A 24,768-nucleotide genomic window follows, 5' to 3' on the forward strand; every position below is an offset into this window, starting at 1 on the left:
GGTTGACATCGGCTTCCCCTTCAGTACGTCCTGCCACTCTAGTTCAAGGCGCCCCGCGCAGGATCCGCGCCGCCCTCATCTCCAGTTCCGCCCTGAACTCCGCCGTGCGCTGTGCCTGTTCCAGGCGGAGGCCGTGGTCGAGGCGGGACATGCGGGCGGCGGCGGTGCGGGTGGCCTCGTGGAGGTCCGCCTCGTGGAGGACGGCGGTGGAGGCGTGGTGGAGGTGGAGGTCGGCGGTGTGGAGGCGGCGGGTGGCGTCCAGTTGGGCGGTGAGGAGGCGGTCGTAGGCGGTGGACGGGCTCATCAGTTTCACCAGGACGGGGAGGGCGTCCACCGCCAGGAGGAGAAGGTGGAGGACTACGGCCACGAAGCCCGCGTACCAGTCGGACCAGGCCACTTCGCCGAGGGCGTTGGCGCGGGTGAGGAGGCCGGAGTCGTCGAGGTGCGCGGCATGGTCCCGGGTCTTGGCGGCGATGGCCCGGTCCAGGGCCGGGCGGTAGGTCGCACCGGCCGATGCCTCCTTCGCCGTGAGGGTGCGGGACTGTTCGGTGAGGGTGGCGAGTTCGGACTCGTAGGTGCTGATGTTGCTGGTTCTGCGGTAGTCGTCCGCGTCCGCGCGGGCGCGCAGACAGGTGTCGCCCACGTCGTGGCGGCCGTTGGCGCCGTAGATCCACTTCGCCGGGTCGTCGCACTCGCGGCGCTCCGCGTCCTGCTTGGCACTCAGGGTCTTGTGGAGGGACTGGAGCTGGGCCTGGAGGGCTGTGGCGCGGGCGGTGGTGTCCTGGATCTGACGGTGCACGGAGGCGGGGGAACCGGGGACGTTCAGCTGGTAACCGCCGCACCCCGCGCGGGTGGTGGTGTCCGCGCCGTCCGGCGGGTTGCAGGAGACGAGCATGCCGCGGTACGCGTCGGCGTCCCGGGTGTTCCCCGCGGCCGTCTGCTGGTGGATCTCCTTGTCGAAGATCTGGAGGAGCAGCGGTTCGGCGATGGTGAGGCCGACGAGCAGCGAGAGGGCCAGGCGGGGCAGCAGGGACTTCAGGCGGCCCCGGGACAGGACGCCATGGGTGCCCGAGACCAGCCAGGCGTCCAGGGCGAGAACCACCCAGAACCAGACGACCCCGACCGAGACCACGACAGGCACCGGGAGTTCGTCGCGGACGGTGGCGAATGCCAGGGCCATCGAGGCGCCGCCCAGCAGCGCCGTGTTGAGGACGATGGCGCCGTACCAGGTGTAGCGGGCGCGTTCCTGCGGCACCCGCTCCAGGAGTTCCTCGTCGACGCCGATCAGGCGGCGGAGGGGGCTCAGGAGCATGCCCGGGCGTACGCGGCGGACGGGGCGGTGCACGGCGGGCAGTACCGCCGGGCGGGCGGGGGCGTCAGCCGACATGTTCCTCCCTCCCCGCGTCGCCGAGGTCGTCGTCGGAGGGGACGGCGGTGCTGTCCGCGCGTTCCACGCTGTGGACCTCGCCGCCCTGCAGGGCGTACGCCGTCTGCTGTGTCTCGCCGACGTCGTTGATCAGGGCTCCCACGTCGACATGGGCGTCGTCGCCGTGGCCGCGGTCGATGACCCGCTTGGTCAGGTCGTACCGGGCCTGGAGCATCCGCTCCCGCCACTCGCGCTGCTCCTTGCGGCGCTCCAGCGCGTCCGCGCGCTCCTCGTCGCGCAGCCGCCGGGCGTCCTCCCGCTCCACCTCCCAGCGGCGCGCGTCCTCCTCGCGCTCCTCCTGCCGGAGGGTCGCGGTGTCCTCCCGTTCCTGCTGCCGGCGGCGCAGCGCCTCCTGCCGGCCGGCTGCCGCGTCCTCCCGGGCGTCCTTGCGGGTCAGTTCGCGGGCGCGGTCCTCGCGGTCGAGGCGGTAGCGGGTGTCGTCGCGTTCGACGTCGAGGCGGTGGCGGAGCTCCTCGCGGGCGAGGGCCTCCTTGCGCTCCAGCCGGGCCCAGTCGCGTTCGGTCAGCCGGTCCTCGCGGCCGAGTCGCGTGTCCTCGGCGGCGCGCAGCCGTCCGGCGAGCTCGTCGGCGGTGATCTCGCCGCGCTGGAAGGCGTGGATGTCGGCGGCGACCGGGTCGCGGCCGAAGCTGCGGAGGTCCTCGGCGGTCTCCTCCCGGACGTACGCGTTGTGCTTCCGTCTCAGCCCGAGCTCATGGTCCTGGCGCTCGGAACCGGCCGCCTGCTCGTACGTGGCACGCAGGTCCTCGTACTGCTGGCGGTGGCGTTCCTCCAGCAACTCCCGTTCGCGGCGCCGGATCTCCTCGGCCTCGGCCTCCTTGAGGCGGCGGGCCGCCGTGGCCCGCTCGCGCTCGCGCCGCCGGTCCTCCTCCGCCTCGGCGCGCTCGCGGGCGTAGCGCGCGGCCGCCTCGTCCCGCTCGCGCTTGAGGCTCTCGATGTGCTGCTGGAGGGCGAGTTCGGATTCGGCCCGCTCCTTCTCGACCTCGCGCCGGAGCTGCTCCTTCTGCTGCCCCAGCCGGGCCTCCTCCACCTCCCGCAGGTGGGCGGCGAACTGCTCGGGGGTGAACACCTCGACGGTGACCGGGACCGCCCTCAGCCCGGAGACCAGCGGCGGGGTCAGCTCCCGGTACGCCTCCAGATACGCGCCGATCTTCAGGCGCGCCCGGTCCACGGCCATCACCGGGAAGTCCAGGGCCTGTTCGGAGAGCCCGGGTATGCCGCGGAGGTAGCCGAGCAGCAGGGCCTCGATGTCGGTGACCCCGTCGCGGACGACGGCGGGGGCGTCGGTGACGGTGCAGTGGAAGGTCACGCGGAGGGTGAAGTCGCCCGGGTCGGCGGACGGTACGGGCATCTCGACGCGGACGGGCACGCCGGCCCTCCGGTTGACCACGGTGACGGAGCTCGCCATGACGACGACCTCGTCGGCGGGGCCGAGCAGTCCGTGGTCCTCGACGTACTCCTCGCCGCGCCGCCAGACCAGCACATGGTGCGCGGCCAGGCGCGGGACGTCGCTTTCGTCCCTGCTCAGGTGCTTGCGGAGCCAGTTGCCGCGTTCGAGCGGCCGGCCGAACTCGCGCTGTTCGACGATGGGATAGCTCTCGGGCATGTCATTCCTTATGTGCTCGACGTGCTCGGCGTGCTCAGTACGGGGGTGCCGGCCGGTGCGCCGCCTCGTAAGGCCGTGAGGAACCCGGTGAGGACGGCGGGATCGACCGGGCGCCGGGAGCCCTCGTTCCGCCCGAGCGCCGTGGCCAGCAGCGTCCGTTCCTCCGGGGGCAGGGCCGCGGCCAGCGCCCCGCCCAGGCGCCCGGCGGTGGCCCCGGGCTCCCGGCCGACGGCGGGCAGCGCGTGCAGGGTGTCGCGGAGGGCCGCCAACGCGGCCTGCCGCACGGGCCTGTTGCGCAGCACTCCCGCCCACAGCTCGGCGATCCGGGCCGTCGTCCCGGGCTGCCGTTCGACCAGTGCCGCGACGGCGGGACGGCCGGTGCCGGGCCCGTCCACCGAGAGGACCGCCAGCACCGTGTCGAAGGTCATGACCTTGATCCGGGTGGCGACGGGGGCCGCGCACTGCTTGCGCAGCCGGTGCACGAGGGCGTCGAGGACCACTCCGGCGTCCTCCTGCCCGTCCGCCAGCAGCGCGAAGAGGTGGGCCATGCCGACGACGGCCGGCCTGCCCTGTCCCTGATGGATCAGATGCCACAGCCGTTTCACCGCGTCGGTGGGGAACCGGACGCCCAGCTGTCCACTGAAGGCCCGCGCCGCGGCGGACCTCAGCCCGGGGTCACCGGAGTGCGCCCAGCCGCGCACCAGGGTCAGCGCGGCCGGGGCGAGCGTCTCGTCCAGACAGATCCACCCCAGCACATGGTCGGCCATGAACTCGCCCTCCGGGCCCGCCCCGCCCCGCGCCCAGGGGCGCAGATAGCAGTCGGCGACCTCGTCGAAGGCCGTACGGGCCAGCAGCGCCAGGCCGGAGGCGACCGAACGGTGGAGTTCGCCGTCCGGGCGCCCGGCGACGAGCGCGGTCAGCCAGTCCCGCACCCCGTCCCAGAAGGCACTGGAGTGGTTGGCCCACAGCTCCTCCAGCACCCACTGGCGGTAGTGCGGGGCGGCGAAGACCCAGACGGTACGGCCCGGGGCGCCGTGCGCGCGCTCCTCCGTGGCGACGAGCGCGTTGCGGGCGAGGGAGCGGCGGCGGTCGCCGGGGGCGGCGGGGACCGGCTCGGCCTCTCCTTCGGCGGGAGCCGGCGCGGGCGTGACGTCCGCCAACGTCCCCGCGAGGCACCCCTCCAGGGACGCCTGCAGCGCCTCGAAGTCCCGGCGGCCGGTCCCCATGGCGAACGCCAGCGTGGCCACCTCGGCGATCTCCCGCGGCGAGCGCTCCGCCGCGAACCAGTCCCGCACGGGCTGCGCCGCGCTGCTGCCGTACTCCCGCCACACCGCGCGCGGCTCCTCGCCGCGGGCGATCCGTCCGGCCGCCGCGGCGACCTCCGCGACCAGGCAGCCGCCGGGCATCAGCCCGGCCGCCTCCTCGGCGGCCCGCCCGGCGCACCCGTCCTCGCGCAGCCGCTCCCGCAGCACCTCCCCCAGGTCCGGGGCCCGCCAGGGGACGTGCCGCACGGCCTCGGGCGGGGTGCCGCCCGGCTCGTGGACGGTGGTGACCACCAGGTGCGCGCCCTGCCCGCGCACCCGGTCCCGCACCCGCCGCCAGTCGAAGTCCGCCGTCCTCGCGCCGCCGGTCCCGCCGCCCGCCGCGTCCTCGTTCATACGGTCGAGCAGGACGTAGCCGACGCCCCGGTCGAAGGCGCGCTCGGCCAGCTGCTCCAGGTCGATGTCCGGGGAGAGGACGACGTACACCGAACTGTCGGCGACCTTCTTGAGGAGGGCGACGGCCCCCGAGCGCTTGCCCGTGCCCGGGGGGCCGACCAGGACGACCACGGTGTCCGCGGCGAGCGCGGCGGCCGCCTCGGCGAAGGGGGGCGGCTCGACGTAGGCGTACAGGACGGCGTCGATCTCCTCGGTGTCGAGCCGGCCCGTGGCCCGCCGGGTGCCGGACGCGGGGGCGGAGGCGGAGGCGGGGGCGCCGACGCCGAAGTGGGCCTGGGGGGCGTGGAGCGGGCCGTGGAAGACCTGGTTGACATAGGTGTGGTGGTGGCCGTGGCCGGTGGCGTCGTCGTCCGGGGCCTGCGGTTGCGGGCGGTCCGCCGGGCCGTTCACGAGGATGCGCCGAACACGGCGCCGGTGGCGTTGACGGTGCCGTGGAAGTGCTGGACGACTTGGGGGGACCGGGGGGCGGGGCCGGGGCCGGGGCCGGAACGGTCTCCGGCGGCTCCCCGTACGTCGCCCCCCGGGACCCAGATCCAGGCGCGGCCCGTGAACTCCTTGTTCTCGACCACGACTTCGGTGAACTCACCGGCGCGGAAGGTCGTGTACGCCTCCTCGCGCACCACGTCGTCGAAGACCGTGGACGACACCGCGACGGCCAGGCAGACGTCCGGGTTCGCGGCCAGGGCGGAGCGCAGCACCGCGCTGTCGAGGATGCGGCCGGTCACGACCGGGGCCGGGCCGAGGAATCCGTTGGGGCCGGGCGACACCGGGCCGAAGTGCACGGCCGCCCGCAGCCGGAGGCGGCCCTCGGGCACCCGGTCGTGGTTGTAGGCCCGCAGGCCCGCGTCCAGGGTGCGCATGAACGCGTCGACGAGGGCGGGTTCGGAGGCCCCCTCGGGCAGGACGGCGAGCTCCGAGTCCCCGCCCTGCTGCACCTGCCACCGCCCGCGGTCCAGTCCGGCCGCGCGGGCGGCGTCGCCGAGCAGCTGCGGTATGGCCTCCTGGAAGCGGCTCTGCCGCAGGACGTCGGCCTGCCCGTACCCCTTCGCGTCGACGGCCAGCAGGAGTCTCCGGCCGAACGAGCCGTTCACCACCACAGCACCTCCATGTGCGCTCTTGCGGGAGAGAAAGGATGCCGCACGGCTCAACTCCCCGTCTGTTCCTCGGTGTTACAACTCCCCCACAGAAGCGTCGCGATCCGGTACCCGCGGGCGCACCGGCGCCCGGTCCCCCCGGGCCGGGCGCCGGTCACCACCAGTCGTACGCCGGTGGGCGCGGGGACACCCCGTGGAAGTACGGGATGCGGGAATCCGTACAAGTGGCTGGTCGGGGCGTGGAGTTGCGGGGTTACTGGGCTGAGCGCGCGGCAGCGGCCGCCGTCACGGAAGGGAAGCCCGATGACCCCGATGACATCGACGCCGACACCGCCGGGCGAGTCCGGCCCGTACATGCTGGCTTCACTGCAGAGCGCCCACCAGCACGCCGACACCAAGGCCGGGATCCTGGCCGCGGCCCAGGCGGCACTGACCGGCACGGCGGGGTCGTGGACCTGGCACGCCGCCGAGCTCTGGCGGCGGGGCGGCGGGACGGGGGTACTGGCCGGGGCGCTGCTCGTGCTGTTCGCCTGCGGGCTGTCCGGCGGGGTGGGGTGCCTGGCGGCGGCGCTGCGGCCGCGGGTGTGGCGGCCGTCCGCCGCCAACCGCTACAGCTACGTCCACTTCGCGTCGGGCGGCGGCCTGCCCGGGGTGGACGGGGCGGACGGCGCGGACGGGGCGGACGGCGCGGACGGGACCGCAGCGGAAAGGGCCGAACTCGCCCCGGCGCTGCGCTTCCTGGCCCGCGTCGCGGTGGTCAAGTACCGCTGCGTCACGGGGGCGGTGGTGTGCACGGCGGTGATGGGCGCGAGCGCGGGGCTGTGCCTGGCGCTGCGGCCGCTGCTCGGCTGATCCCGCCACCGGGCAGCTCCGCGACCCGCCGCAGCCGGGCGAGGTCGCGGATGGTGGTGGAGCGGTAGCCGGTCTCCAGCAGGCCCTCCTCGCGGAGTTCGCGCAGCCCCTTGTGGACGGTGGTCTCGGCGGCGCCGGTGAGCGCGGCCAGCTCCGGCTGGGTCAGCCCGCAGCCCATCACGACGCCGCCGCCGTGCTCGGGCTGCCCGTAGGCCGCGGCGAACTCCACCAGGAGCCGGGCGAGACGCACCTTGACCGGATACCCCCGGAACTCCATCCGGCGGCGGTTCGCCCAGCGCAGCCGGTCGGAGACGATCCGGGTGAGGGCCATGCCCACCTCGGGGCGGCGCATCAGCAGTTCGCGCAGGGCGGCGGGCTGGAGGACGCGGGCGGCCATGGGCCCGCACGCGGTCACGGTCGCCGAACGCGGCACGCCGTCGTCCCCGTCCACGCCGTCCACGCCGTCGACGGCCGCCATCTCCCCGACCGTCTCGCCGCCGACGCGGACGGCGAGCAGCGACACCTGCCCGTTCTCCAGCGTGGCGGTCACCTTGGCGAAGCCGGAGAGCAGCAGGAGGACGTGGCGGTCGTGCGCGCCCTCGCTCAGCAGGACGTCGCCGGCGTCGAAGCGGACCTCGGTCCCCAGCCCGAGGAGTTCCTGCCGGGCCGGTTCCGGCAGCATGCCCAGCAGGCTCCGGGCGGGCCAGTGGGTGGGCGGTGCGTTCATCTTTGTCCCCCTGCTTCATCCGCCTGCTTCGTCCACCTGCCGAGGTGTCGTCGGCGCGGCGCCGGGGCCTCGGTGGCCAGCACGGTAGTGGGAGAGGGGTGGGGTGGGCGGGTGATCGGCGGGATTGGGGGCGGGGGGTGCGCGCTTCGCGCGGGGGTTTTGCCCCTGCCCCGCCCTTTCACCGTTTCTTGCGCTCCCGCTCGGGGGCAACGCGGCTGCGCCGCATTGTCCTCAAACTCCCCGGAGGGGGCAACCCCCAGACGGGCTGATTTGTCCCCCCACCGGAAGCCCGTAGAAATCTGCCTGCTTGAGCAGCGGCATCACAGGATCCCCCGCCCTGGCACGCCCGTTAGGCGCCCGCAGGCGCAGCAGCCGTACGCCCAGCTCCCGTTCCCGCCGCACCAGCCTGCGGACCTGGACGAGGCGGCCCGAACCCATGCCCGCCAGCACGGCGCCGCCCGCCGACAAACCCGTGAAATACGCGAGACCCACCACACCGGCCACGAGGACGACGAAACAGAGCGCCATCATCCGGAACTCCTCCCGAAGCGTCTCCCCCGGCCCCATCACACGCGCACCGGGCGGCACCGGCCCGACCGCGTCCAGCCGTTCGCCGCACCACGCGCGGCTCCGGCGGGCGGTCCACCAGAGGGCGGCCGCCGCGACGACGGCCATCACCGCCCAGCTCCGGCCCGACCCCCTGCCCTCCGCCGCCGCGAACGCCCCGGCGGTCATCCCCACCAGGCCGACCCCCAGCGCGAACACCGCCTCCCTGCGCATCACGTCGACCACTCCCACCAGAACGGGCGGCGTATCCACCTGTTCCCCGCGTTCCACGCGTTCCCCCTCGGTTATGTCCCTGTCTGACACGGTGAGGTTATCCCCCACGCTTCGCACTCCCTCCCGAACGCCGCGAAAGCGACCAACCACCAAGACACACCCACGACTTCCGCCACCTCCGCCCCGCGCCGTACTCTGACGGCCTTGTTCCAGTTGAAGATCGCCCCGGGGAACCGCCTGATGATGCCGATACCAGAGGCCGTGTCCCTGGGTGTGGCCGTGGGCACGGCCGTCGCCGCCGTGATCGCCGGCCCGTTGCTGGTGCGCTCCCGGCGCGCGGCGGCGCGGCTGCGGGACGAGAGGGACGCGGCCGTCGGGGAGAACCGGGCGCTGACCGCGCGTCAGCGGTCCTGGGAGGACGAGCTGGAGCACCTGGCGGCCGAGCGGCTCCCGGCGGTGCTCGACGGGAAGCCGGAGGTGCCGGGGCTGCGCCACGGGGAGCTGGCGGGCAGCGTGTTCGGGACCTGGCAGCGGGCGCTGCTGGAGCGGACCACCGCCGCCGTCACGGCCGTACGGACGCGCGAGGACTCCGCGCGGGCCGCGTTCCTCGTCATGGCCGACCGCATCCAGGTGATGGCGCTCGCCCAGCAGCAGGGCCTGGACGTCCTCGAACAGACCGCGGAGAACCCCGTCCTCATGGCCGGGCTGATGCGCGCCGACCACGCGGCCGCACAACTCGCCCGGCAGGCCCAGACGATGAAGGTGCTGTGCGGCGCCTGGCCGGGACGGCAGTGGCCGGACGCCGTGTCGCTGCTGGACGTGGTGCGCGGCGCGCAGTCGCGGATCCTGGAGTACCAGCGCGTACGGGTCCAGGGCGCGCGGGACGCCGCCGTCCGGCCGCGGGCCGTGGAGGCGCTCATCCACGCCGTCGCCGAACTGCTCGACAACGCCACCCGCTACTCGCCCCCGACCGTCTCCGTGCTCGTGGCGATCCGGCCGGTGCACAGCGGGGCCGTGATCGAGATCGACGACGGCGGGCTCGGCATGACCGAACAGGCCCTCGCCGAGGCGGAGCTGCGCCTGGCCGGCAGCGAGGCGGCCCGGCGCCGGGGCTGGGGCCCCAACCCGCAGCTGGGGCTGTCGGCCGTGGGGCTGCTGGCGCGGCGGTACGGGTTCTCGGTGAAGCTCTCCCCGTCGGCGTACGGCGGCGTACGGGCCGTCGTCCTCGTCCCGTCCGCGCTGCTGACGGCGACCGGCGCGGCCGGGGCCCCGGCGGTGCCGCAGGCGCCGGGGGTTCCGCAGGCGCCGGGGGTTCCGCAGGCGCCGGGGGTTCCGGACGCGTGGGCCCCGCGGGCGGACACCGCCCCGGTCCCGGCTCCGTCCGTCACGCCGCCGGGACCGGAGGGCCCGCGCCCCGCCGCCGCCCCCGCCGTCCCCGGCGGCCTCCCCCGCCGCCGCAGCCGCCGCGCCGCGGCCGCCGTCCCCGGCGGTACCGCCCCACCGGCGGCGGGCACCCCCTCGATCTCCCCGGCGGACCGGCCGCCCCGCTCCGCCCGGCAGGCCGCCGACTTCATGAGCAGCCTCCAGGCCGGGACCCGGATCGGCCGGGAAGAGGCCGCCGCGAAAGCCTCCATGGAGACCGCCGCGCGCGACGGGCGCGAGGGGCACGACGGGGAGCGCAACGACACCGAAAGGGAACAGAGTTGAGTACGAACGGGAATCTGGAGTGGCTGCTGGCCGATGTCCTGCGGGTGCCCGCGGTGCGGCACGCGCTCGTCGTCTCCCGCGACGGCCTGCAGCTCGCCGCTTCCCCCGGGATATCCACCGACGAGGCCGACCGGCTGGCCGCGATCTGCTCCGGGCTGCTCTCGCTCGGCCACGAGGCCGCCGCCCAGCTGGCGGGCGCGGACAGCGCGCCGCGGCAGGTGATGGTGGAGTTCGACGGCGGTTTCCTGTTCCTGGTGGCCGCGGGCCCCGGCGCCTCGCTGGCCGTCGCCACGGCCGCGGAGGTGGACGCCGGGCTGGTGGCCCGGGAGATGCAGCACCTGGTGGTGCGGATCGGCACGCACCTCAGCAGCCCGCCCCGCACCGGCACCACCACGTCGTGAGCGGCCCCGTACGCCCCTATGTGATCACCGGCGGCCGGACGGCGCCGTCCCGCGACTCCCTCGCGCTGGAGACGCTGGTGGTGGCCGCCGGCGCGGCCACGGCGGCGGAGCATCCCGGCCTGCACCCCGGGACCGTCCTGCCCCCCGAAACCGCCTTGTCCCCCGAGACCGTCCTGTCCCCCGAGACCGGCGAAATCCTGGACCTCTGCGTCCAGTTGCTGTCCGTCGCGGAGGTCGCCGCCCACCTCCGCCAGCCCGTCGCCGTGATCAAGGTGCTCCTCGGCGACCTGCTCGACGCCGGCCTCGTCCTGGTCCGCCCCCCGATCACCGCGGCCGAACGGCACGACCCCTCGCTCCTGAAAGAGGTACTCGATGGACTCCGTCAGCTCTGACGGCGGCCCTGACGGCTCCCGCTACCTGCCCTCCACCGTCCGCACCTCCGTCAAAATAGTCGTCGCGGGACCGCTGGGCGTCGGCAAGACCACCTTCATCGGCTCGCTCAGCGAGATCCCGCCGCTGCGCACCGAGGAGACGATGACGCAGGCGGGGCAGGGCGTGGACGACGTGCTGCCCGGCAAGTCCACGACCACCGTGGCGATGGACTTCGGACGGATCACCCTCAACCGGCGCCGCGTCCTGTATCTGTTCGGCACCCCGGGCCAGCCCCGCTTCTTCCCGATGTGGCGGCACCTGACGCACGGGGCGCTCGGCGCGCTCGCGCTCGTCGACACCCGGCGGCTGGAGGCGAGCTTCGACGTGCTGGGGCACCTGGAGGAGCTGGGCGTGCCGTTCGCCGTCGCCGCCAACGCGTTCCCGGACGCCCCCGTGCACCCCGAGGACGAACTGCGCGAGGCGCTCGACCTGTTGCCCGGCACCCCGGTGATGCTCTGCGACGCCCGCGACCGCTCGTCCTGCGCGTCCTCCCTGATCACCCTCGTCGACCACCTCCTCACGGCGGCCGCCACCCCGGAGGCACCCGCATCATGACGCCGACCGCTCTCCATGGAGAGGCCCTCACCGGCGACACCGAGGCCCTCTACGAGCGTCTGCGCGCCGAGCACGGCCCGGTCGCCCCCGTCGAGCTCGAACCCGGCGTCCCCGCCTGGCTGGTGCTCGGCTACCGCGAGCTGCTGGAGGTCACCCGCAACGAGGAGTGCTTCTCGCACGACTCGCGCCGCTGGCGGGCGTTGCGCGAGGGGCTGGTGCGCCCGGACTCGCCCCTGCTGCCCATGATGGGCTACCGGCCGACCGTCCTCTTCGCCGACGGTCCCGAACACCGCCGCCTCTACCGGGCGGTGAGCGACGGCTTCGCCCGCCTCGACCAGCACGCGCTGCGCCGCAGCACCGTCCAGCTCTCCGGCATGCTGCTGGACGCCGTCGCCCCGCTCGGCCGCGCCGACCTGCTGGCCGACTACGCCCAGCAGCTCCCGCTCTGGGCCGCCTCGCGCATGATCGGCCTGCCGGACGGCACCGCGCCCGAACTCGTCGGCGCCGTAAGGGCGATGGTGGACAGCGGGCCGGACGCGCCCGCCGGGAACGCCACGCTGCAGCGGATCCTCGGCGACCTGGTGCGGCACAAGCGGACGGAGCCCGGCGAGGACCTCACCTCCTGGCTGCTGGCCCACCCCGAGGGGCTGTCGCCGGAGGAGGTGCTGCACCACCTCGCCGTCATCGTCGTCGCGGGCAACGGCCCCGCCGCGAACTGGACGGCCGCGACGATCCGGCTGCTGCTCACCGACGCCCGCTTCCGCAGCCATGTCACCGGCGGGCGGCTGACCGTGGACGCGGCCCTGGACGAGGTGCTGTGGCGGGACGCGCCCGTGCAGAACTTCCCCGGCCGCTACGCCACCCGCGACCTGCGCTTCGGCGGGCAGCACATCCGCGAGGGCGACGCGCTGCTGCTGGGGCTGGCGGCGGCCAACCGCGACCCGGCCGTCCGCCCGCCCGACGGGCACATCGTCCCCGGCAACCGCTCCCACCTGGCCTTCGGCGCCGGGCCGCACACCTGCCCGGCCCGGGACCCGGGCCGGCTGATCGCGCACACGGCCGTCGACACCCTCCTCCACCGGCTGCCCGACCTGCGGCTCGCCGTGCCCGTCGAGGAGTTGGCGTACCGGCCCTCGCCGTGGGCTCGCGCGCTGACGGCGCTGCCCGTACGGTTCACCCCGCATCCGACCGCGACCGCGTAGCTGGAGGACACCATGGACGCCTTCCGCGAGACCTTCCGTCTGGACGTGAACGCCCCCGATCTCCACGGCGAGATACGCGCGTTGCGCGCCCGCGGCCCGGTCGTCCGCGTCGAGCTCCCCGGCGGCGTACCGGCCTGGGCGGTCACCCGGTACGGGCTGCTGCGCGAGCTGCTCACCGACCCGCGCGTCGCCAAGGACCCTGCGAACTGGCCCCTGTTGACGTCCGGGGCCGTCCCCGAGGGCTGGCCGCTCGTCAACTTCGTCGCGCCCGCGGGGATGGTCACCGCCGACGGGGACGACCACCGCCGGCTGCGGGCCCTGGTCTCCCAGGCGTTCACCCCCCGGCGCATCGCCGGGATGCGCCCGCGCACGGAGGCGACCGTACGCTCCCTCCTCGACGCCCTGGATACCCTGAACGGCAGCCCCGTCGACCTGCGCCTGCACTACGCCTACCCGCTCGCCATGCGCACCATCGGCAACCTGCTGGGCGTACCGCCCGAGCGCTACGACGAGTTCCGCGCCCTGTCCGCGAGCCTGACCAGCAGCGCCACCGCCCCGGCCGAGGTCCTCGCCACCCGGCGCCGGCTCCTCGCGCTGCTCGCCGCCCTCGTCGCCGAGAAGCGGGCGCGGCCCGGCGAGGACATCACCAGCGACCTGATCGCCGCGCGCGAGGACGGGGACCGGCTCTCCGAGGACGAACTCATCGGCACCCTCCTCCTCATGCTCGTCGCGGGCCACGGCACGACCCTCAACCTCATCACCAACGCGGTGCTCGCCCTGCTCACCCACCCCGGGCAACTGGCCCTGGCGGTCACCGGGGAACGCCCCTGGACGGCCGTCACCGAGGAGGTCCTGCGCCGGGACTCCCCCGTCGGCCACTTCCCGATGCGGTACGCGACGGAGGACATCCCGCTGGCCGGCGAGGTGATCCGGCGCGGCGACGCGATCCTCGCCTCGTACGCGGCGGCGGGCCGGGACCCGTCCCACTACGGCCCGGCGGCCGACGACTTCGACCTGGACCGCGGTCCGGTACGCCATCTGTCCTTCGGCCACGGCGCGCACTTCTGCGTGGGCGCGGCGCTGGCGCGCCAGGAGGCGGAGGTGGCCCTCCCGTCCCTCTTCGCCCGCTTCCCGGAGCTGTCGCTGGCCGTCCCCCCGGAGACCCTGACCCCGCTCCCCTCCTTCATCAGCAACAGCGTCCGCACCCTGCCGGTGCTTCTGAGGGCATGACATTTGTCCCGGCGGACCCCCCACACCCGTCTCTGCCGGGGACCGGGCCCGCCGGGCGAAGCTGTTCCCGTACCGAGAACCACAGGAACAGTCCCCAGGAGCAGAGCACATGTCGCAGGTCGCCGCCCCCGCCGCCGCACCGGACCGGCCCCACCCCCTGGCGGCCTTCAAGCCCCTCCTCCTCGACCTGGCCATCCCCCTCGGCTCCTACTACCTCCTGCACTCGGCCCTCGGCCTGGACCTCCTCCTCTCCCTGGCCCTCAGCAGCGTGGTCCCCGCGGCCCACTCCCTCGCGGACGCCCTCCGCAAGCGGACCTTCAACGCCCTCGCCACGGTGATGGTCGTCGTCAACGTCCTTTCCATGGCCCTCAGTTTCACCAGCGGCGACGCCCGGCTGATGATGGCCAAGGACTCCGTGCTCAGCAGCTTCGTCGGCCTCTCCATCCTCTGGTCCGTGGCCCGCGGCCGCCCGATGATGACCGCCGGCCTCAAGCCGCTCCTCATCAAGACCAGCGCCGCCAAGTCCGCCGCGTGGGACCGCCTGTCGGCCACCGACACCCGCTTCCGCCGCCACGAGCGCACGTTCAGCCTGGTCTGGGGCGCGGCCCTGCTGACGGAGTGCGTGGCCCGCGTCATCGGCGCGTACACCCTGCCGGTGGAGACGATGGCGTCCTGGGGCTCGACGGCGATGCTGCTGGGCGCGATAGCCCTGGGGATCGTGGCGGGCGGCGCCCTGGCGGTGGCGCCGATGGAGAAGCTGCTGGAGGAGGCGACGGCGGAGACGGCGTGACCGACGGCGGCGTGACCGGAGCGGCGGACTCGCGTTAAGGGAAACGTACTTCCCGGAACCGTACTTCCCCAAGTGCGAGGTGGCGCTGTGCCCCGGAACCCCTCAGGTCTGTCGAAGCCCGGCGACATGTTCGACCGCGACTGGGAGTGGAGCGAGCTGACCGCCTTCGCGGCCGACACGGTACGGAACGCGACCATGGGCGTCGTCTCCGGCCGCCGCCGCCAGGGCAAGTCGTTCCTGCTCGACTCACTCGCCAGGGCCTCCGGCGGCTTCTACTTCTGCGCGTACGAGGCGACCGAGGCGGAGTCCCTGCACCGCTTCGGGGAAGAACTCGGCCAGTACACGGGGGCCGTCGCCCCCATGCGCTTCGACCGCTGGGAACAGGCGGTGGACGCTCTGCTCGCCCTCGGCCGCGAGCGGCCCCTGGTGGCGGTCCTCGACGAATTCCCCTACCTCGCCCGCGCGACCCCGTCCCTGCCGTCCATCGTCCAGGTCGCCTACGGCCCGCGCCGCCCGGAGCGTCTGGAATCGCTTACCCGCCTGCTCCTCTGCGGCAGTTCGCTGGCCTTTATGGGGAAACTGCTCGCGGGCACCTCACCCCTACGGGGCCGGGCCAGCCTCGAACTGGTCGTGCACCCCCTCGACTACCGTCAGGCGGCGGCCTTCTGGAACATCAGGGACCCACGCCTCGCCCTCCTCGTCCACAGCGTCGTAGGCGGAACCCCGGCCTACCGCAAGGAGTTCGTCGGCGACGACGTGCCCGCCGGCATGACCGACTTCGACGCCTGGGTCTGCCGCACGGCGCTCTCCCCCAGTTCGCCGCTCTACCGCGAGGCGCGCTACCTCCTGGCCGACGAGTCGGACCTCAGGGACCGCGCCCTGTACCACTCCGTCCTGGCGGCCCTCGCCACCGGCAACGCGACCGCCGGACGCATCGCCAGTTGCCTGGAACGCCCCATCAGCGACATCACCCACCCGCTCACGGTGCTCCAGGACTGCGGTCTGGTACGGCGCGAGGAGGACGCGTTCCGCCGCAACCGCAGCACCTACCGGGTCGCCGAACCCCTCATCGCCTTCGACCATGCCATCTCCCGTCCGAAGCGGCCCCTGCTCGACCGGAGATTGGCCCGGCAGGTGTGGACGGCGGCCCGTCCCCGCTTCCTCTCGGCCGTGGTCGGCCCGCACTTCGAACAGGTCTGCCGGGACTGGGTCGCCACCTTCGCCTCCCCGGAAACCTTCGGCGGCATGCCGATCGACGTGACGTACGGGACCGTGGCCGACCCCGCCGCCCGCATGGGCATCGAGCTCGACGTGGTCGTCCGCGGCGCAGTGGGCCAGGACAACGGCGTCCTCCTCTCCATCGGCGAGGCCAAGTGGGACCGGACCATGGGCACTTCCCACCTCGACCGCCTCCGCCACGCCCTGACCCTCCTCGCCGCCCGCGGCATCGACACGGCCGCCGCCCGGCCGGCGTGCTACAGCGGGGCCGGCTTCACACCGGACCTGCGGGCTGCGGAGGCGCGGGGGGAGGTGGTCCTGGTGGATCTGCGGCGGTTGTACGAGGGGGAGTAGCCCGTTGAGGCCCGGCCCAGCGTGCCGTTCCGACGTGGTTCACCCGACCGTGACCGAGGAACGACGTGTGAAACGGCCCCCGAGCACCTGCGGCGTCCGGGTACGGGGATAGAGGCAGGCATACAGCCCGTACTCGGCACGCAGGGCGTCCCGTCCCCGCGGGCTGAGCAGATGGACATCCTGGTCGCCACGCACTGCCTTGACGGCGAACTCCCGGGCGCGGAGGGCCTCCCAGGCCTCCGGCCCGGCCTCGGCGTGGTCGATGAGCCCGTCCGGTCCGGCATCCGCGAGGGCGACCACGATGCGCCATTGCCGCGCATTCACGGCTTGCGCGAGGAAGCCGCTCAACACGCGCGCGGAGTGCACGGGCGCCGCATCGATCAGCTGGGTGAACTTGTCGTGCCGCTCCCCGGCCCGCCGGGCTACACGCTCGCTCTGCGCGTACGCGGCGTCGACTCCCGCCAGTGCCCGGTCGTGCAGTAGCCGGCGGAACCGGTCGAGTTCATGGTTGCCCAAGCGGGCTGCCACAGTCGGTGCACGCTGGACCAGCACGGCGACGGCAAGCGACCCGGGCTCGTCGCGCTCGACCACCGCGGGGACGTGGACGATGCGGGCGCGCTCGAACAGCCCGGCCAGCAACTCGGCGAGGAGCTCCCGGCGTTCGACGGCCTGCGGGTGGTGGTGCAACGCACGGTTGACCCGGCCGGGGGAGACGCCCAGGGCGAACGCCAGCCGATGGTGCAGGGTGCCGTCGACGCGCAACGCGCCCCACCCGGGACCTCCGTGTCCGCAAACGATCGCATCTGCGAATCCCAGGCCTGCTCGACGACCCGTCAGGCCCTCCCGCACCGAACCTGGAGCGCCCGTCGGGCAATGCCCACGCCCCGACTAAAGTTGACGAGTCACCGCTGGTCATGGAGCCAGTACGTATCGCAGTCCGGGAGGTCGTCGTCCCGGGGGGAGGGCTGATTCCGCCATGACTCGTCGCTCCAACGGGCTGATAGGCATCTGGGCCGAGGCCCAGCGGGACCGGCACCGGCAGCAGGAGCTCAGGCAACGGGCGCTGGTGCAGGAGGAGCGGGAGAGGGAGCGGCAGCAGCGGGCCGCCGAGCGGGAGGCCGCGCGGCTGGACCGGGAGCAGCGGGCCGCCTACCGGCAGGCGCGGGAGGCCGGGGCGCGGCGGCGGACGGAGGAGCTGGAGGCGCGGGTCGCGGCGCTGGAGGGGCTGCTCGCGGCGGGGTGCGCGGCGCCGGGGTTCACGACGGCGCGGCTGACGGAGCCGGAGGCGCTGGAGCCGTTCAACCCGGGGCACCTGGCGCAGCCGACGCTGATGCCGGACCCGGGCCGGTACGGCATCGGCAGGCGGGCGCAGTACGAGGCGGACCTGCGCGCGGCGCAGGACGCCGAGGCGCAGCGGCAGCACCAACTGGCCGCGTACCGGCGGCAGTACGACCAGTGGGCGGCCACCCGGCTGGCGCAGGTGCGGCAGCACAACGCGGGCGTCGCGGAGCTCGTCGCGGCGCTGCGCGGCGGTGATCCGGACGCGGTCGTCGAGTACTTCTCGGCCGCGCTGTACGCCTCGACGGCGTGGCCCGACGAGTTCCCGCACCAGATCGCGGCCGCCTACGACCCGGGCGCCCGCCAGCTGGTGCTGGAGTGGGAGCTGCCGGGCATCGACGTGGTGCCGGAGGTGAAGGCGGTGCGGTACATGCCGACCGCCGACCAGGAGAAGGAGACGGCCCGCCCGGCGACCCAGCGCCGGGCGCTGTACCGGGACGTCCTCGCCCAGTGCGTCCTGCTGGCCGTGCGCGAGCTGTTCGCGGCGGACGAGTTCGGGGCGCTGGAGTCCGTCGTGCTCAACGGCTTCGTGGACGACCACGACCCGGCGACCGGGCGGCGGGCCCGGCTCGTCCTGGCGGCGGTGGGCGTGGACCGGGCGGCGTTCGGGCGGCTGCACCTGGAGCAGGTGAGCGCGCCCGAGTGTCTGACGGACGCGCTGGGCGGACGGCTGTCGGCCCGCCCGGACCAGCGCATGGCCGTCCGGCCGGAGCGCACGCCGGACGAGGTCGGCCGGGGCGTCGTCTCGCACGGCGGCGGGGAGGACGGCGGCCCGGACCTGTTCGAGATGGACCCCATCGCCTTCGAGGCGCTGGTCGCGGAGCTGTTCCGGGCCCGCGGCATGCAGGCGGTGATGACGACCCGGTCCAACGACGGCGGGGTGGACGTCGAGGCCCTCGACCCGGACCCGATCAGCGGCGGCCGGATCATCGTGCAGGTCAAGCGGTACCGCAAGACCGTCCCGCCGACGGCGGTGCGCGATCTGTTCGGGACGGTGCAGGGGGCCGGGGCGAACAAGGGCGTGCTGGTGACGACCTCGGGCTTCGGCCCCGGCTCGTACGCCTTCGCCAACGGCAAGCCGCTGACCCTGGTGTCCGGCGAGGAGCTGGTGGGGCTGCTGTCGCAGCACGGGCTGCGGGGGCGGCTGGGGCCGTCACCTCGTACCCGTACCCCCCAGACGGAGCCCCCCGCCGAGCACAACGTCCTCGGCATGTCCTGGTCCGGCCGCGTCGCCCTGGACGTGTGCGCGCTGGTGTGCCGGGGCACGCAGGTGCTCAGCGACGACCACTTCGTCTTCTACAACAACCCGCGCACCCCCGACGGCACCGTCCGCGCCGCCGAGCCGCTGCCCGGGGCCGGGGACCGGGCCGCCCTGCGGGTGGCCTTCGACGCGCTGCCGGCGGCCGCGGACCGGCTGGTGCTGGCGGCGGCCATCGACCCGGAGGTCAACCCGGAGGCCGATCTCTCCCTCTTCACGGACGCCCGGATCCGGCTGTCGGACGCGGCGGGGGCCGAGCTGGGGCAGCTGGAGGTGTCCGACGGGCGGCCGGGCGAGACGGCCCTGGTGCTGGGCTCGTTCCGGAAGCGGTCCGGCGGGAACTGGGACTTCGTCGTGGGGGGCAAGGGGTACGCGGGGGGCCTGGAGGCGCTGGTGCAGGAGTACGGAATAGAGGTGGCCTGAGATATCCCCAGGCACTGGGTTTTCCACAGGCCCCGACCGGCGTCGGCCGTTCCTCGTACACTTCCCGAATGGCCGACCCCACTGAGAACAGCGAGCCCGGCGTGCTGAGCGAGGCGCTGGGCGTCCTGCGCCGCGTCTTCGGTTACGACGCGTTCCGCGGGGAGCAGGAAGAGATCATCGAGCATGTCGTCGCAGGCGGCGACGCGCTCGTCCTGATGCCCACGGGCGGCGGCAAGTCGCTGTGCTACCAGATCCCGGCCCTGGTCAGACCGGGTGTCGGCGTGGTCGTCTCGCCACTGATCGCCCTTATGCAGGACCAGGTGGACGCGCTGCGCGCCCTCGGCGTCCGGGCCGGCTTCCTGAACTCGACGCAGGACCTCGACGAGCGCCGCATGGTGGAGGCCGAGTTCCTCGCGGGCGAGCTGGACCTCCTCTATCTGGCCCCCGAGCGGCTGCGCCTCGACTCGACGATGGGCCTGCTCGACCGCGGCAAGGTCTCCGTCTTCGCCATCGACGAGGCGCACTGCGTCGCCCAGTGGGGCCACGACTTCCGCCCGGACTACCTGGCGCTCTCCGCCCTGCACGAGCGCTGGCCCGACGTCCCCCGCATCGCCCTGACCGCGACGGCGACGGAGGCCACCCGCCGGGAGATCGCCGCCCGGCTGCAGCTGGGTGACGCCCGCCACTTCGTCGCCAGCTTCGACCGGCCGAACATCCAGTACCGGATCGCCCCGAAGAACGACCCGAAGAAGCAGCTCCTGGAGCTGATCCACGGCGAGCACCCGGGCGACGCGGGCGTCGTCTACTGCCTGTCCCGCAAGAGCGTCGAGGACACCGCCGACTTCCTGGTGGCCCACGGCGTCGAGGCCCTGCCGTACCACGCGGGCCTGGACGCGGGCGTCCGCGCCGCCAACCAGTCGCGCTTCCTGCGCGAGGACGGCGTGGTGATGGTCGCCACGATCGCCTTCGGCATGGGCATCGACAAGCCGGACGTCCGCTTCGTCGCCCACCTCGACCTGCCCAAATCCGTCGAGGGCTACTACCAGGAGACCGGCCGCGCCGGGCGCGACGGCCAGCCGTCCACGGCCTGGCTGGCCTACGGCCTCCAGGACGTCGTCCAGCAGCGCAAGATGATCGACGGCTCGGAGGGCGACGACGCGCACCGCCGCCGGCTGGCCACCCACCTCGACGCGATGCTCGCGCTCTGCGAGACGGTCGAGTGCCGGCGCGTCCGCCTGCTGGACTACTTCGGCCAGCGGGCCGAAGGGCCCTGCGGCAACTGCGACACCTGCCTGACCCCGCCCGTCACCTGGGACGGCACCATCGCCGCCCAGAAGTTCCTCTCCGCCGTCCTCCGCCTCGCCCGCGAGCGGCGGCAGAAGTTCGGCGCGGGCCAGATCATCGACATCCTCCTCGGCAAGAAGACCGCCAAGGTCATCCAGCACGACCACGACCAGCTGACCGTCTTCGGCATCGGCACCGACCTCAGCTCCGCCGAATGGCGCGCCGTCGTACGGCAGTTGCTGGCACTGGGCCTGCTGGCGGTGGAGGGCGAGTACGGCACGCTGGTCCTGACCGAGGCCAGCGGCGACGTCCTGGGCCGGCGCCGCGACGTCCTGATGCGCCGCGAGCCGGAGAAGCCCTCCCGCGCCCGCTCGGCCCCCGGCAAGTCCCGCGCCGCGGCCCCCGCGGACCTCCCCGAGGCGGCCCTGCCGGTCTTCGAGGCCCTCCGCGCCTGGCGTGCTTCCCAGGCGAAGGAGCAGGGCGTCCCCGCCTACGTCATCTTCCACGACGCGACGCTCCGCGAGATCGCGACGCTGCGGCCGGACTCCCTGGACACCCTGGGCGGCGTGAGCGGCGTCGGCGAGAACAAGCTGGCGAAGTACGGGGAGCAGATCCTGGAGGTCCTGGGCGAGTTGGAGGAGCCGGGAGGGGCGGAGGGGGCGGAGAAGTCGGAGGCGCACGCCTAGCGGGACGGGCGGGCCCCGGGCCCGCCCCGTTCACCGACCGGGCGCCGCCTTGGGCGACTTGGCCCCCTTGGGGGACTTGGCCCCCTTGGGGGACTTGACCGCCCCGGGGGACCTGGCCGCCCCGGAAGGCTTGGCCGCCCCAGCGGGCTTGACCGCCCCGGGGGACTCGACCACCTCGGAAGTCCTGGGCGCACCAGGTGACTTGGCCGCCCCGGAAGGCTTCGGCGTCCTCGGCGCTCCCCGCGCCGGGGCCGCCTCCCCGTCCACCCTCGCCAGGTGCGCGTACACCACCACGTTCCCCATATACACGTGCTCCTCCTCCGAGAAGCCGCCCCCGCAGGTGATCACCCTCAACTCGGGCCGCCCGGAGGCGCCGTAGACCTTCCGCGACGGGAAGTCGTCCCGCCCGTACACCTCGATCGCGTCGATCGTGAAGACGGCGGTGCGGCGGTCGACGCGCAGGACCTCCACCGAGTTGCCCTTCTTCAGGGCGCCGAGGTTGTAGAAGACGGCCGGTCCGTCGGGGGTGTCGACGTGGCCCGCCACCACCGCCGTGCCGATCGCGCCCGGCTTCGTGCCCGCCTCGTACCAGCCGGCGATGTTGCGGTCCTTGACCGGCGGGGTCGCCAACGAGCCGTCCGGGAGCAGCCGGAGGCCGAGCAGCGGGGCGTCGACACGTATCTCGGGTATGCGCAGCCGGACCGGGGTCGCGGGCGGCAGGGGCCGGACCAGGGACTCCCGGTGGCGGGGGGTGAGCGCGCCGTGGGAGGCGAACGCCTCCGAGGGCGACGGCTGCGGCGGGGGCGCGGGGGCCCGGGCACCGGTGTCCATGAGCCAGGTGCCGGTGAACGCGCCGGCGGCCAGGATCAGGGCCGCCGCGGTGTCACGCGTGGAAGGCATCGGAGTCCTCCGCGGAGCCCGGTTCCCGGCCGCCGGGGACGGCCGGGAACCGGAACCGCTCAGGCCCGGCCGCCGCCCGAGCGACGGCGCAGGAACAGCGTCCCGCCGACCGCCGCGGTGGCCAGGACCGCCGCCCCGGCGATGATCTCGGACGTGCCCGAGCCCTCGCTGGTGCCGCCGGCGCCGGTCTTCATCGGCCCCGCGGGGGGACTGGCCGGTTTGGCGGGTTTGCTGGGCGCGGGGGTCGACCAGGAGCCGTGGGCCGTGCCGCCCGTGCCGCCGCCGACGACCACGTCACCCGTGGCCTCCTTGCCGTTCTTGCACTTGACCCCGATCCCGTACGTACCGGCCTTCGCCGCCTCGGGGACCTTGAACTCGCCGACCACCACTTCCTTGTGGGCGCTCGACTTGAGCTCGAACGCGGAGGGTCCTCCCACGGCGCTGGCGTCACCCGTGCCGACACCCTGCTTTCCGCAGGCGAGGGTGCTCACCGTGACCGTCGCGCCGGCTGTCGTGGCACCTGGTTCGATCTCCAGCTTCTCGAAGTCCCCGGCGAACGCGGGGACGCAGGGCAGCCCGGCCACGGCTATGGTCAGGACGGCGCCGGCCAGCACTCGTGCAGTACGCATGCTCGTTCCTCCGTGCGCGGACGCGGCACACCGATGTGCCGCAGCAGGTGGGAGGTTCCGCGCAGTTACGAGCGAACCCGTGTTCCGCGCGCGACGCATTCCGTACGAGGACGAACGGGTGACGGGATCCCGGGCCGCGCATCCGACGGAACGCGCATCCGGCGGAGCGCTCAGCGCGCCAGGTCGTCCGGGCAGCCCGTGCCGCGCGGCAGCTTGTACGGCGCGCCGATCCGGTACGTGCCGGCGTGCGGCGCGTGGAGGACCGTCCAGTCGTCCTCGGGCCGGTCGTCCCCGGCCGCCTGGTCGATCCGCTTCGTCAGGCAGCCGCGCTCGTTGACCGGCGGCTCGCCGTTCGGCCCGGCCTTCGGCGGCTCGACGGGCTTGCCGGTCTCGTCCACCAGGCCCAGCCAGGGCGTGTACGGGATGCGGATGAGCACCGGGCCGGCGGACTTCACGCTGATCGTCAGCTCGTCCGCGTCGGCCCTCAGCACCTCGGCGGGGGCCGCGGCGAGCGGCGTGGGGTTCTTGACCGCGTAGAGCCGCCAGTTGGCGTCGGACCAGACCTGCTGCAGGTACGGCTGGCCCTTGGCGACGAGCTCGGCCTCCTTGACGGCGGCGTTGTCGGGCTCGTCGGTCGGCAGGACGACGTAGTGGACCGCCCAGCGGTCGAGCCACTCGCGGTAGCTGTCGGCGGTGAGCAGACCCTCCTTGTAGAAGATCGGGTTCCGCTTCATGTCGGCCTGCCGGTTCCAGCCCCGGGCCAGATTGACGTACGGGGCGAGGGCGGAGGCCTCGCGGTGGCTGCGGGCGGGCACGACCTCGACCCGGCCGCGTCCGGCGTCCGCCTTCTGGAGCCGGTCCATGAGCGGGGCGAGCTCGCGGGCCCAGGACGCGGCGGGGGTGGTGTGGATGATGTCGGAGATGGAGTTGGCGCTCTGCCAGATCGTGATCGTGGCGATGGCCAGGACGGACGCGGTCCACTTGCGGCCGGTGCGCAGCCACTCCGCACGGGGCGGGGCCTTCCGCCCCTGGAGCGCGGCGAGCAGGACCACGCCGCCGAAGACCATCCCGAGGCGGGAGATGTTGGTGCCGATCTGCGAGGGGATCAGCCAGACCAGCAGCACGCCGACCACATACAGACCGGCCGCTATCCGGACGATCCGCCACTCCTTCGGGGTGAAGGCCAGCGCGAAGACCCCGGCCAGCAGCGGCAGGATCGTCGAGGCGATCGACATCGGCTGCTGCCCGGAGAAGGGGAAGAGCCAGGCCGAGAGCGCGACCACGGCGACCGGGGTGAGCCCCAGCGCATACGCCGCGGGCCGCCGCCTGCCCAGCCACAGGGCGGCGGCGACGATGCCCACGTACAGGCCCGCGACCGGGCTCGACGCCGTCGCGAGGGCCGCCATCAGGGCCGCCAGGCCCGCCCGGAGCCAGCGGTACTTCCGCTCGGCGCGCCAGCGCGCGGGCCAGGCGAAGACCATGGCGACGGCGGCCAGGCCGAACATCACGCCGAGCGCGAAGGTCACCCGCCCGGAGATCGCGTTGCAGGCCATGGCGAACGCGCCGTAGAGAGCCGGCCACAGCGGCCGTTCCACCGCGCGGCTGCGCACCAGCAGCAGGGCGATCAGCCCGGACGAGGCGGTCCCCGCGATCATCATCGTCGGGCGCACGCCGAGCAGGGCCATCAGGTACGGCGAGATCGCGCTGTACGAGACGGGGTGCATGCCGCCGTACCAGGCGAGGTTGTACGCCGAGGCGGGGTGCTGGAGGGCGAACTCGGCCCAGGCGTCCTGGGCGGCGAGGTCACCGCCGCTGTTGGCGAAGACGAGCCGCCAGACGACATGGAGCACCGCGGCCACGAAGAGGGTGACGGGCACGGTGCCGGTGAGCACGGCGCGGATACCAGGCCATGACGAGGAGGCGCCCGGCACGGTCCGTGCGGCGCCTGCTCCGTCGTGTTCTTCCGATTTGCCGGCCCGCGCCGGGCCCACGGTGGTCACTGCGGTATCTCCCCGTCCTCCCCGAGGTCTTCCCCCATCTTCACGCATGCCCCCGGAACAGGTGCCCCGGGACTTCACACGTGCGCCCGGAACGGCCGCGGGCGAACCCCGCGACGCTAGCACGCGCCGTCCCGCGGCCC

At 74.1% G+C, this 24,768-nt stretch carries 21 protein-coding genes; 11 read left to right on the forward strand and 10 right to left on the reverse strand.

Annotated elements, in window-relative coordinates; genetic code table 11:
* Positions 1-43: 43 nt before the first annotated feature.
* The 4 genes from AB8735_RS16900 to AB8735_RS16915 are packed head-to-tail and all read right to left on the reverse strand — an operon-like array spanning position 44 to position 5,859.
* Positions 44-1,387, reverse strand: a complete 1,344-nt coding sequence (locus AB8735_RS16900) for a DUF4407 domain-containing protein (RefSeq protein ID WP_372408223.1) — start codon at positions 1,385-1,387, stop codon at positions 44-46.
* Positions 1,377-3,050 (reverse strand): hypothetical protein, encoded by a 1,674-nt coding sequence (locus AB8735_RS16905; RefSeq protein ID WP_344023136.1) that lies wholly within the window; start codon positions 3,048-3,050, stop codon positions 1,377-1,379. Before AB8735_RS16905 ends, AB8735_RS16900 begins: the two co-directional genes overlap by 11 nt.
* An 8-nt stretch (positions 3,051-3,058) precedes the next feature.
* Complete coding sequence (locus tag AB8735_RS16910) at positions 3,059-5,158, reverse strand: hypothetical protein (protein ID WP_372408224.1); 2,100 nt, start codon at positions 5,156-5,158, stop codon at positions 3,059-3,061.
* Complete coding sequence (locus tag AB8735_RS16915; protein ID WP_372408226.1) at positions 5,155-5,859, reverse strand: hypothetical protein; 705 nt, start codon at positions 5,857-5,859, stop codon at positions 5,155-5,157. The genes AB8735_RS16910 and AB8735_RS16915 overlap by 4 nt, the downstream gene beginning before the upstream one ends.
* A 306-nt stretch (positions 5,860-6,165) precedes the next feature.
* On the opposite strand from AB8735_RS16915, the gene AB8735_RS16920 reads away from it, so the two are divergent.
* Positions 6,166-6,714 (forward strand): hypothetical protein, encoded by a 549-nt coding sequence (locus AB8735_RS16920; protein ID WP_372408227.1) that lies wholly within the window; start codon positions 6,166-6,168, stop codon positions 6,712-6,714.
* Here the strand turns inward: AB8735_RS16920 and AB8735_RS16925 are convergent.
* Together AB8735_RS16925 and AB8735_RS16930 are read right to left on the reverse strand one after the other, a co-directional pair.
* On the reverse strand, positions 6,635-7,441 hold the full coding sequence (locus tag AB8735_RS16925; RefSeq protein ID WP_372408228.1) for a Crp/Fnr family transcriptional regulator: 807 nt from the start codon (positions 7,439-7,441) through the stop codon (positions 6,635-6,637). The two genes, AB8735_RS16920 and AB8735_RS16925, sit on opposite strands and share 80 nt — an antisense overlap.
* A gap of 231 nt (positions 7,442-7,672) precedes the next feature.
* Positions 7,673-8,278 carry a hypothetical protein gene (locus tag AB8735_RS16930; RefSeq protein ID WP_372408229.1) on the reverse strand — a complete coding sequence of 202 codons (606 nt, stop codon included), beginning with the start codon at positions 8,276-8,278 and terminating at the stop codon, positions 7,673-7,675.
* Between the two features lie 183 nt (positions 8,279-8,461).
* Here AB8735_RS16930 and AB8735_RS16935 point away from each other — a divergent pair, with 183 nt between their 5' ends.
* From AB8735_RS16935 to AB8735_RS16970, 8 genes are all read left to right on the forward strand, one after another.
* Positions 8,462-9,928 carry an ATP-binding protein gene (locus tag AB8735_RS16935; protein ID WP_372408230.1) on the forward strand — a complete coding sequence of 489 codons (1,467 nt, stop codon included), beginning with the start codon at positions 8,462-8,464 and terminating at the stop codon, positions 9,926-9,928.
* On the forward strand, positions 9,925-10,329 hold the full coding sequence (locus AB8735_RS16940) for a roadblock/LC7 domain-containing protein (protein ID WP_344024147.1): 405 nt from the start codon (positions 9,925-9,927) through the stop codon (positions 10,327-10,329). Before AB8735_RS16935 ends, AB8735_RS16940 begins: the two co-directional genes overlap by 4 nt.
* Positions 10,326-10,721, forward strand: coding sequence for a DUF742 domain-containing protein (locus AB8735_RS16945; RefSeq protein ID WP_372408231.1), 396 nt, complete (start codon positions 10,326-10,328; stop codon positions 10,719-10,721). Before AB8735_RS16940 ends, AB8735_RS16945 begins: the two co-directional genes overlap by 4 nt.
* Entirely contained in the window at positions 10,702-11,316 is a 615-nt protein-coding gene (locus tag AB8735_RS16950; protein ID WP_344024143.1) for an ATP/GTP-binding protein, read from the forward strand. The genes AB8735_RS16945 and AB8735_RS16950 overlap by 20 nt, the downstream gene beginning before the upstream one ends.
* Positions 11,313-12,518 (forward strand): cytochrome P450, encoded by a 1,206-nt coding sequence (locus AB8735_RS16955; RefSeq protein WP_372408234.1) that lies wholly within the window; start codon positions 11,313-11,315, stop codon positions 12,516-12,518. Before AB8735_RS16950 ends, AB8735_RS16955 begins: the two co-directional genes overlap by 4 nt.
* A gap of 12 nt (positions 12,519-12,530) precedes the next feature.
* Positions 12,531-13,748, forward strand: a complete 1,218-nt coding sequence (locus AB8735_RS16960) for a cytochrome P450 (RefSeq protein WP_372408236.1) — start codon at positions 12,531-12,533, stop codon at positions 13,746-13,748.
* Positions 13,749-13,857: 109 nt separating this feature from the next.
* Complete coding sequence (locus tag AB8735_RS16965; RefSeq protein ID WP_372408237.1) at positions 13,858-14,538, forward strand: VC0807 family protein; 681 nt, start codon at positions 13,858-13,860, stop codon at positions 14,536-14,538.
* A gap of 126 nt (positions 14,539-14,664) precedes the next feature.
* Positions 14,665-16,110, forward strand: coding sequence for an ATP-binding protein (locus AB8735_RS16970; protein WP_372411863.1), 1,446 nt, complete (start codon positions 14,665-14,667; stop codon positions 16,108-16,110).
* Positions 16,111-16,149: 39 nt separating this feature from the next.
* Here AB8735_RS16970 and AB8735_RS16975 read toward each other — a convergent pair whose 3' ends face one another.
* Positions 16,150-16,872, reverse strand: coding sequence for a hypothetical protein (locus tag AB8735_RS16975; protein ID WP_372408239.1), 723 nt, complete (start codon positions 16,870-16,872; stop codon positions 16,150-16,152).
* Positions 16,873-17,086: 214 nt separating this feature from the next.
* Here AB8735_RS16975 and AB8735_RS16980 point away from each other — a divergent pair, with 214 nt between their 5' ends.
* Both AB8735_RS16980 and recQ read left to right on the forward strand, forming a co-directional pair.
* Positions 17,087-19,129, forward strand: a complete 2,043-nt coding sequence (locus AB8735_RS16980) for a restriction endonuclease (RefSeq protein ID WP_372408240.1) — start codon at positions 17,087-17,089, stop codon at positions 19,127-19,129.
* Between the two features lie 68 nt (positions 19,130-19,197).
* The gene (gene recQ / locus AB8735_RS16985) at positions 19,198-21,099 is read left to right on the forward strand and encodes a DNA helicase RecQ (protein WP_372408242.1); all 1,902 of its coding nucleotides are present in this window, start codon (positions 19,198-19,200) and stop codon (positions 21,097-21,099) included.
* 30 nt (positions 21,100-21,129) lie between these two features.
* Here recQ and AB8735_RS16990 read toward each other — a convergent pair whose 3' ends face one another.
* The 3 genes from AB8735_RS16990 to AB8735_RS17000 all read right to left on the reverse strand — a co-directional run bounded on the left by AB8735_RS16990 (position 21,130) and on the right by AB8735_RS17000 (position 24,628).
* A complete protein-coding gene (locus AB8735_RS16990) occupies positions 21,130-21,999 on the reverse strand; it encodes a class F sortase (RefSeq protein WP_372408243.1) in 870 nt (289 codons plus the stop codon).
* A gap of 59 nt (positions 22,000-22,058) precedes the next feature.
* Positions 22,059-22,628 carry a hypothetical protein gene (locus AB8735_RS16995; protein ID WP_344024129.1) on the reverse strand — a complete coding sequence of 190 codons (570 nt, stop codon included), beginning with the start codon at positions 22,626-22,628 and terminating at the stop codon, positions 22,059-22,061.
* Between the two features lie 170 nt (positions 22,629-22,798).
* Positions 22,799-24,628 carry an MFS transporter gene (locus AB8735_RS17000; RefSeq protein ID WP_372408246.1) on the reverse strand — a complete coding sequence of 610 codons (1,830 nt, stop codon included), beginning with the start codon at positions 24,626-24,628 and terminating at the stop codon, positions 22,799-22,801.
* Positions 24,629-24,768 lie beyond the last annotated feature (140 nt).

Origin of the sequence: Streptomyces luteireticuli (assembly GCF_041519305.1) — a bacterium.
GTDB classification, from domain to species: Bacteria; Actinomycetota; Actinomycetes; order Streptomycetales; family Streptomycetaceae; genus Streptomyces; species Streptomyces luteireticuli.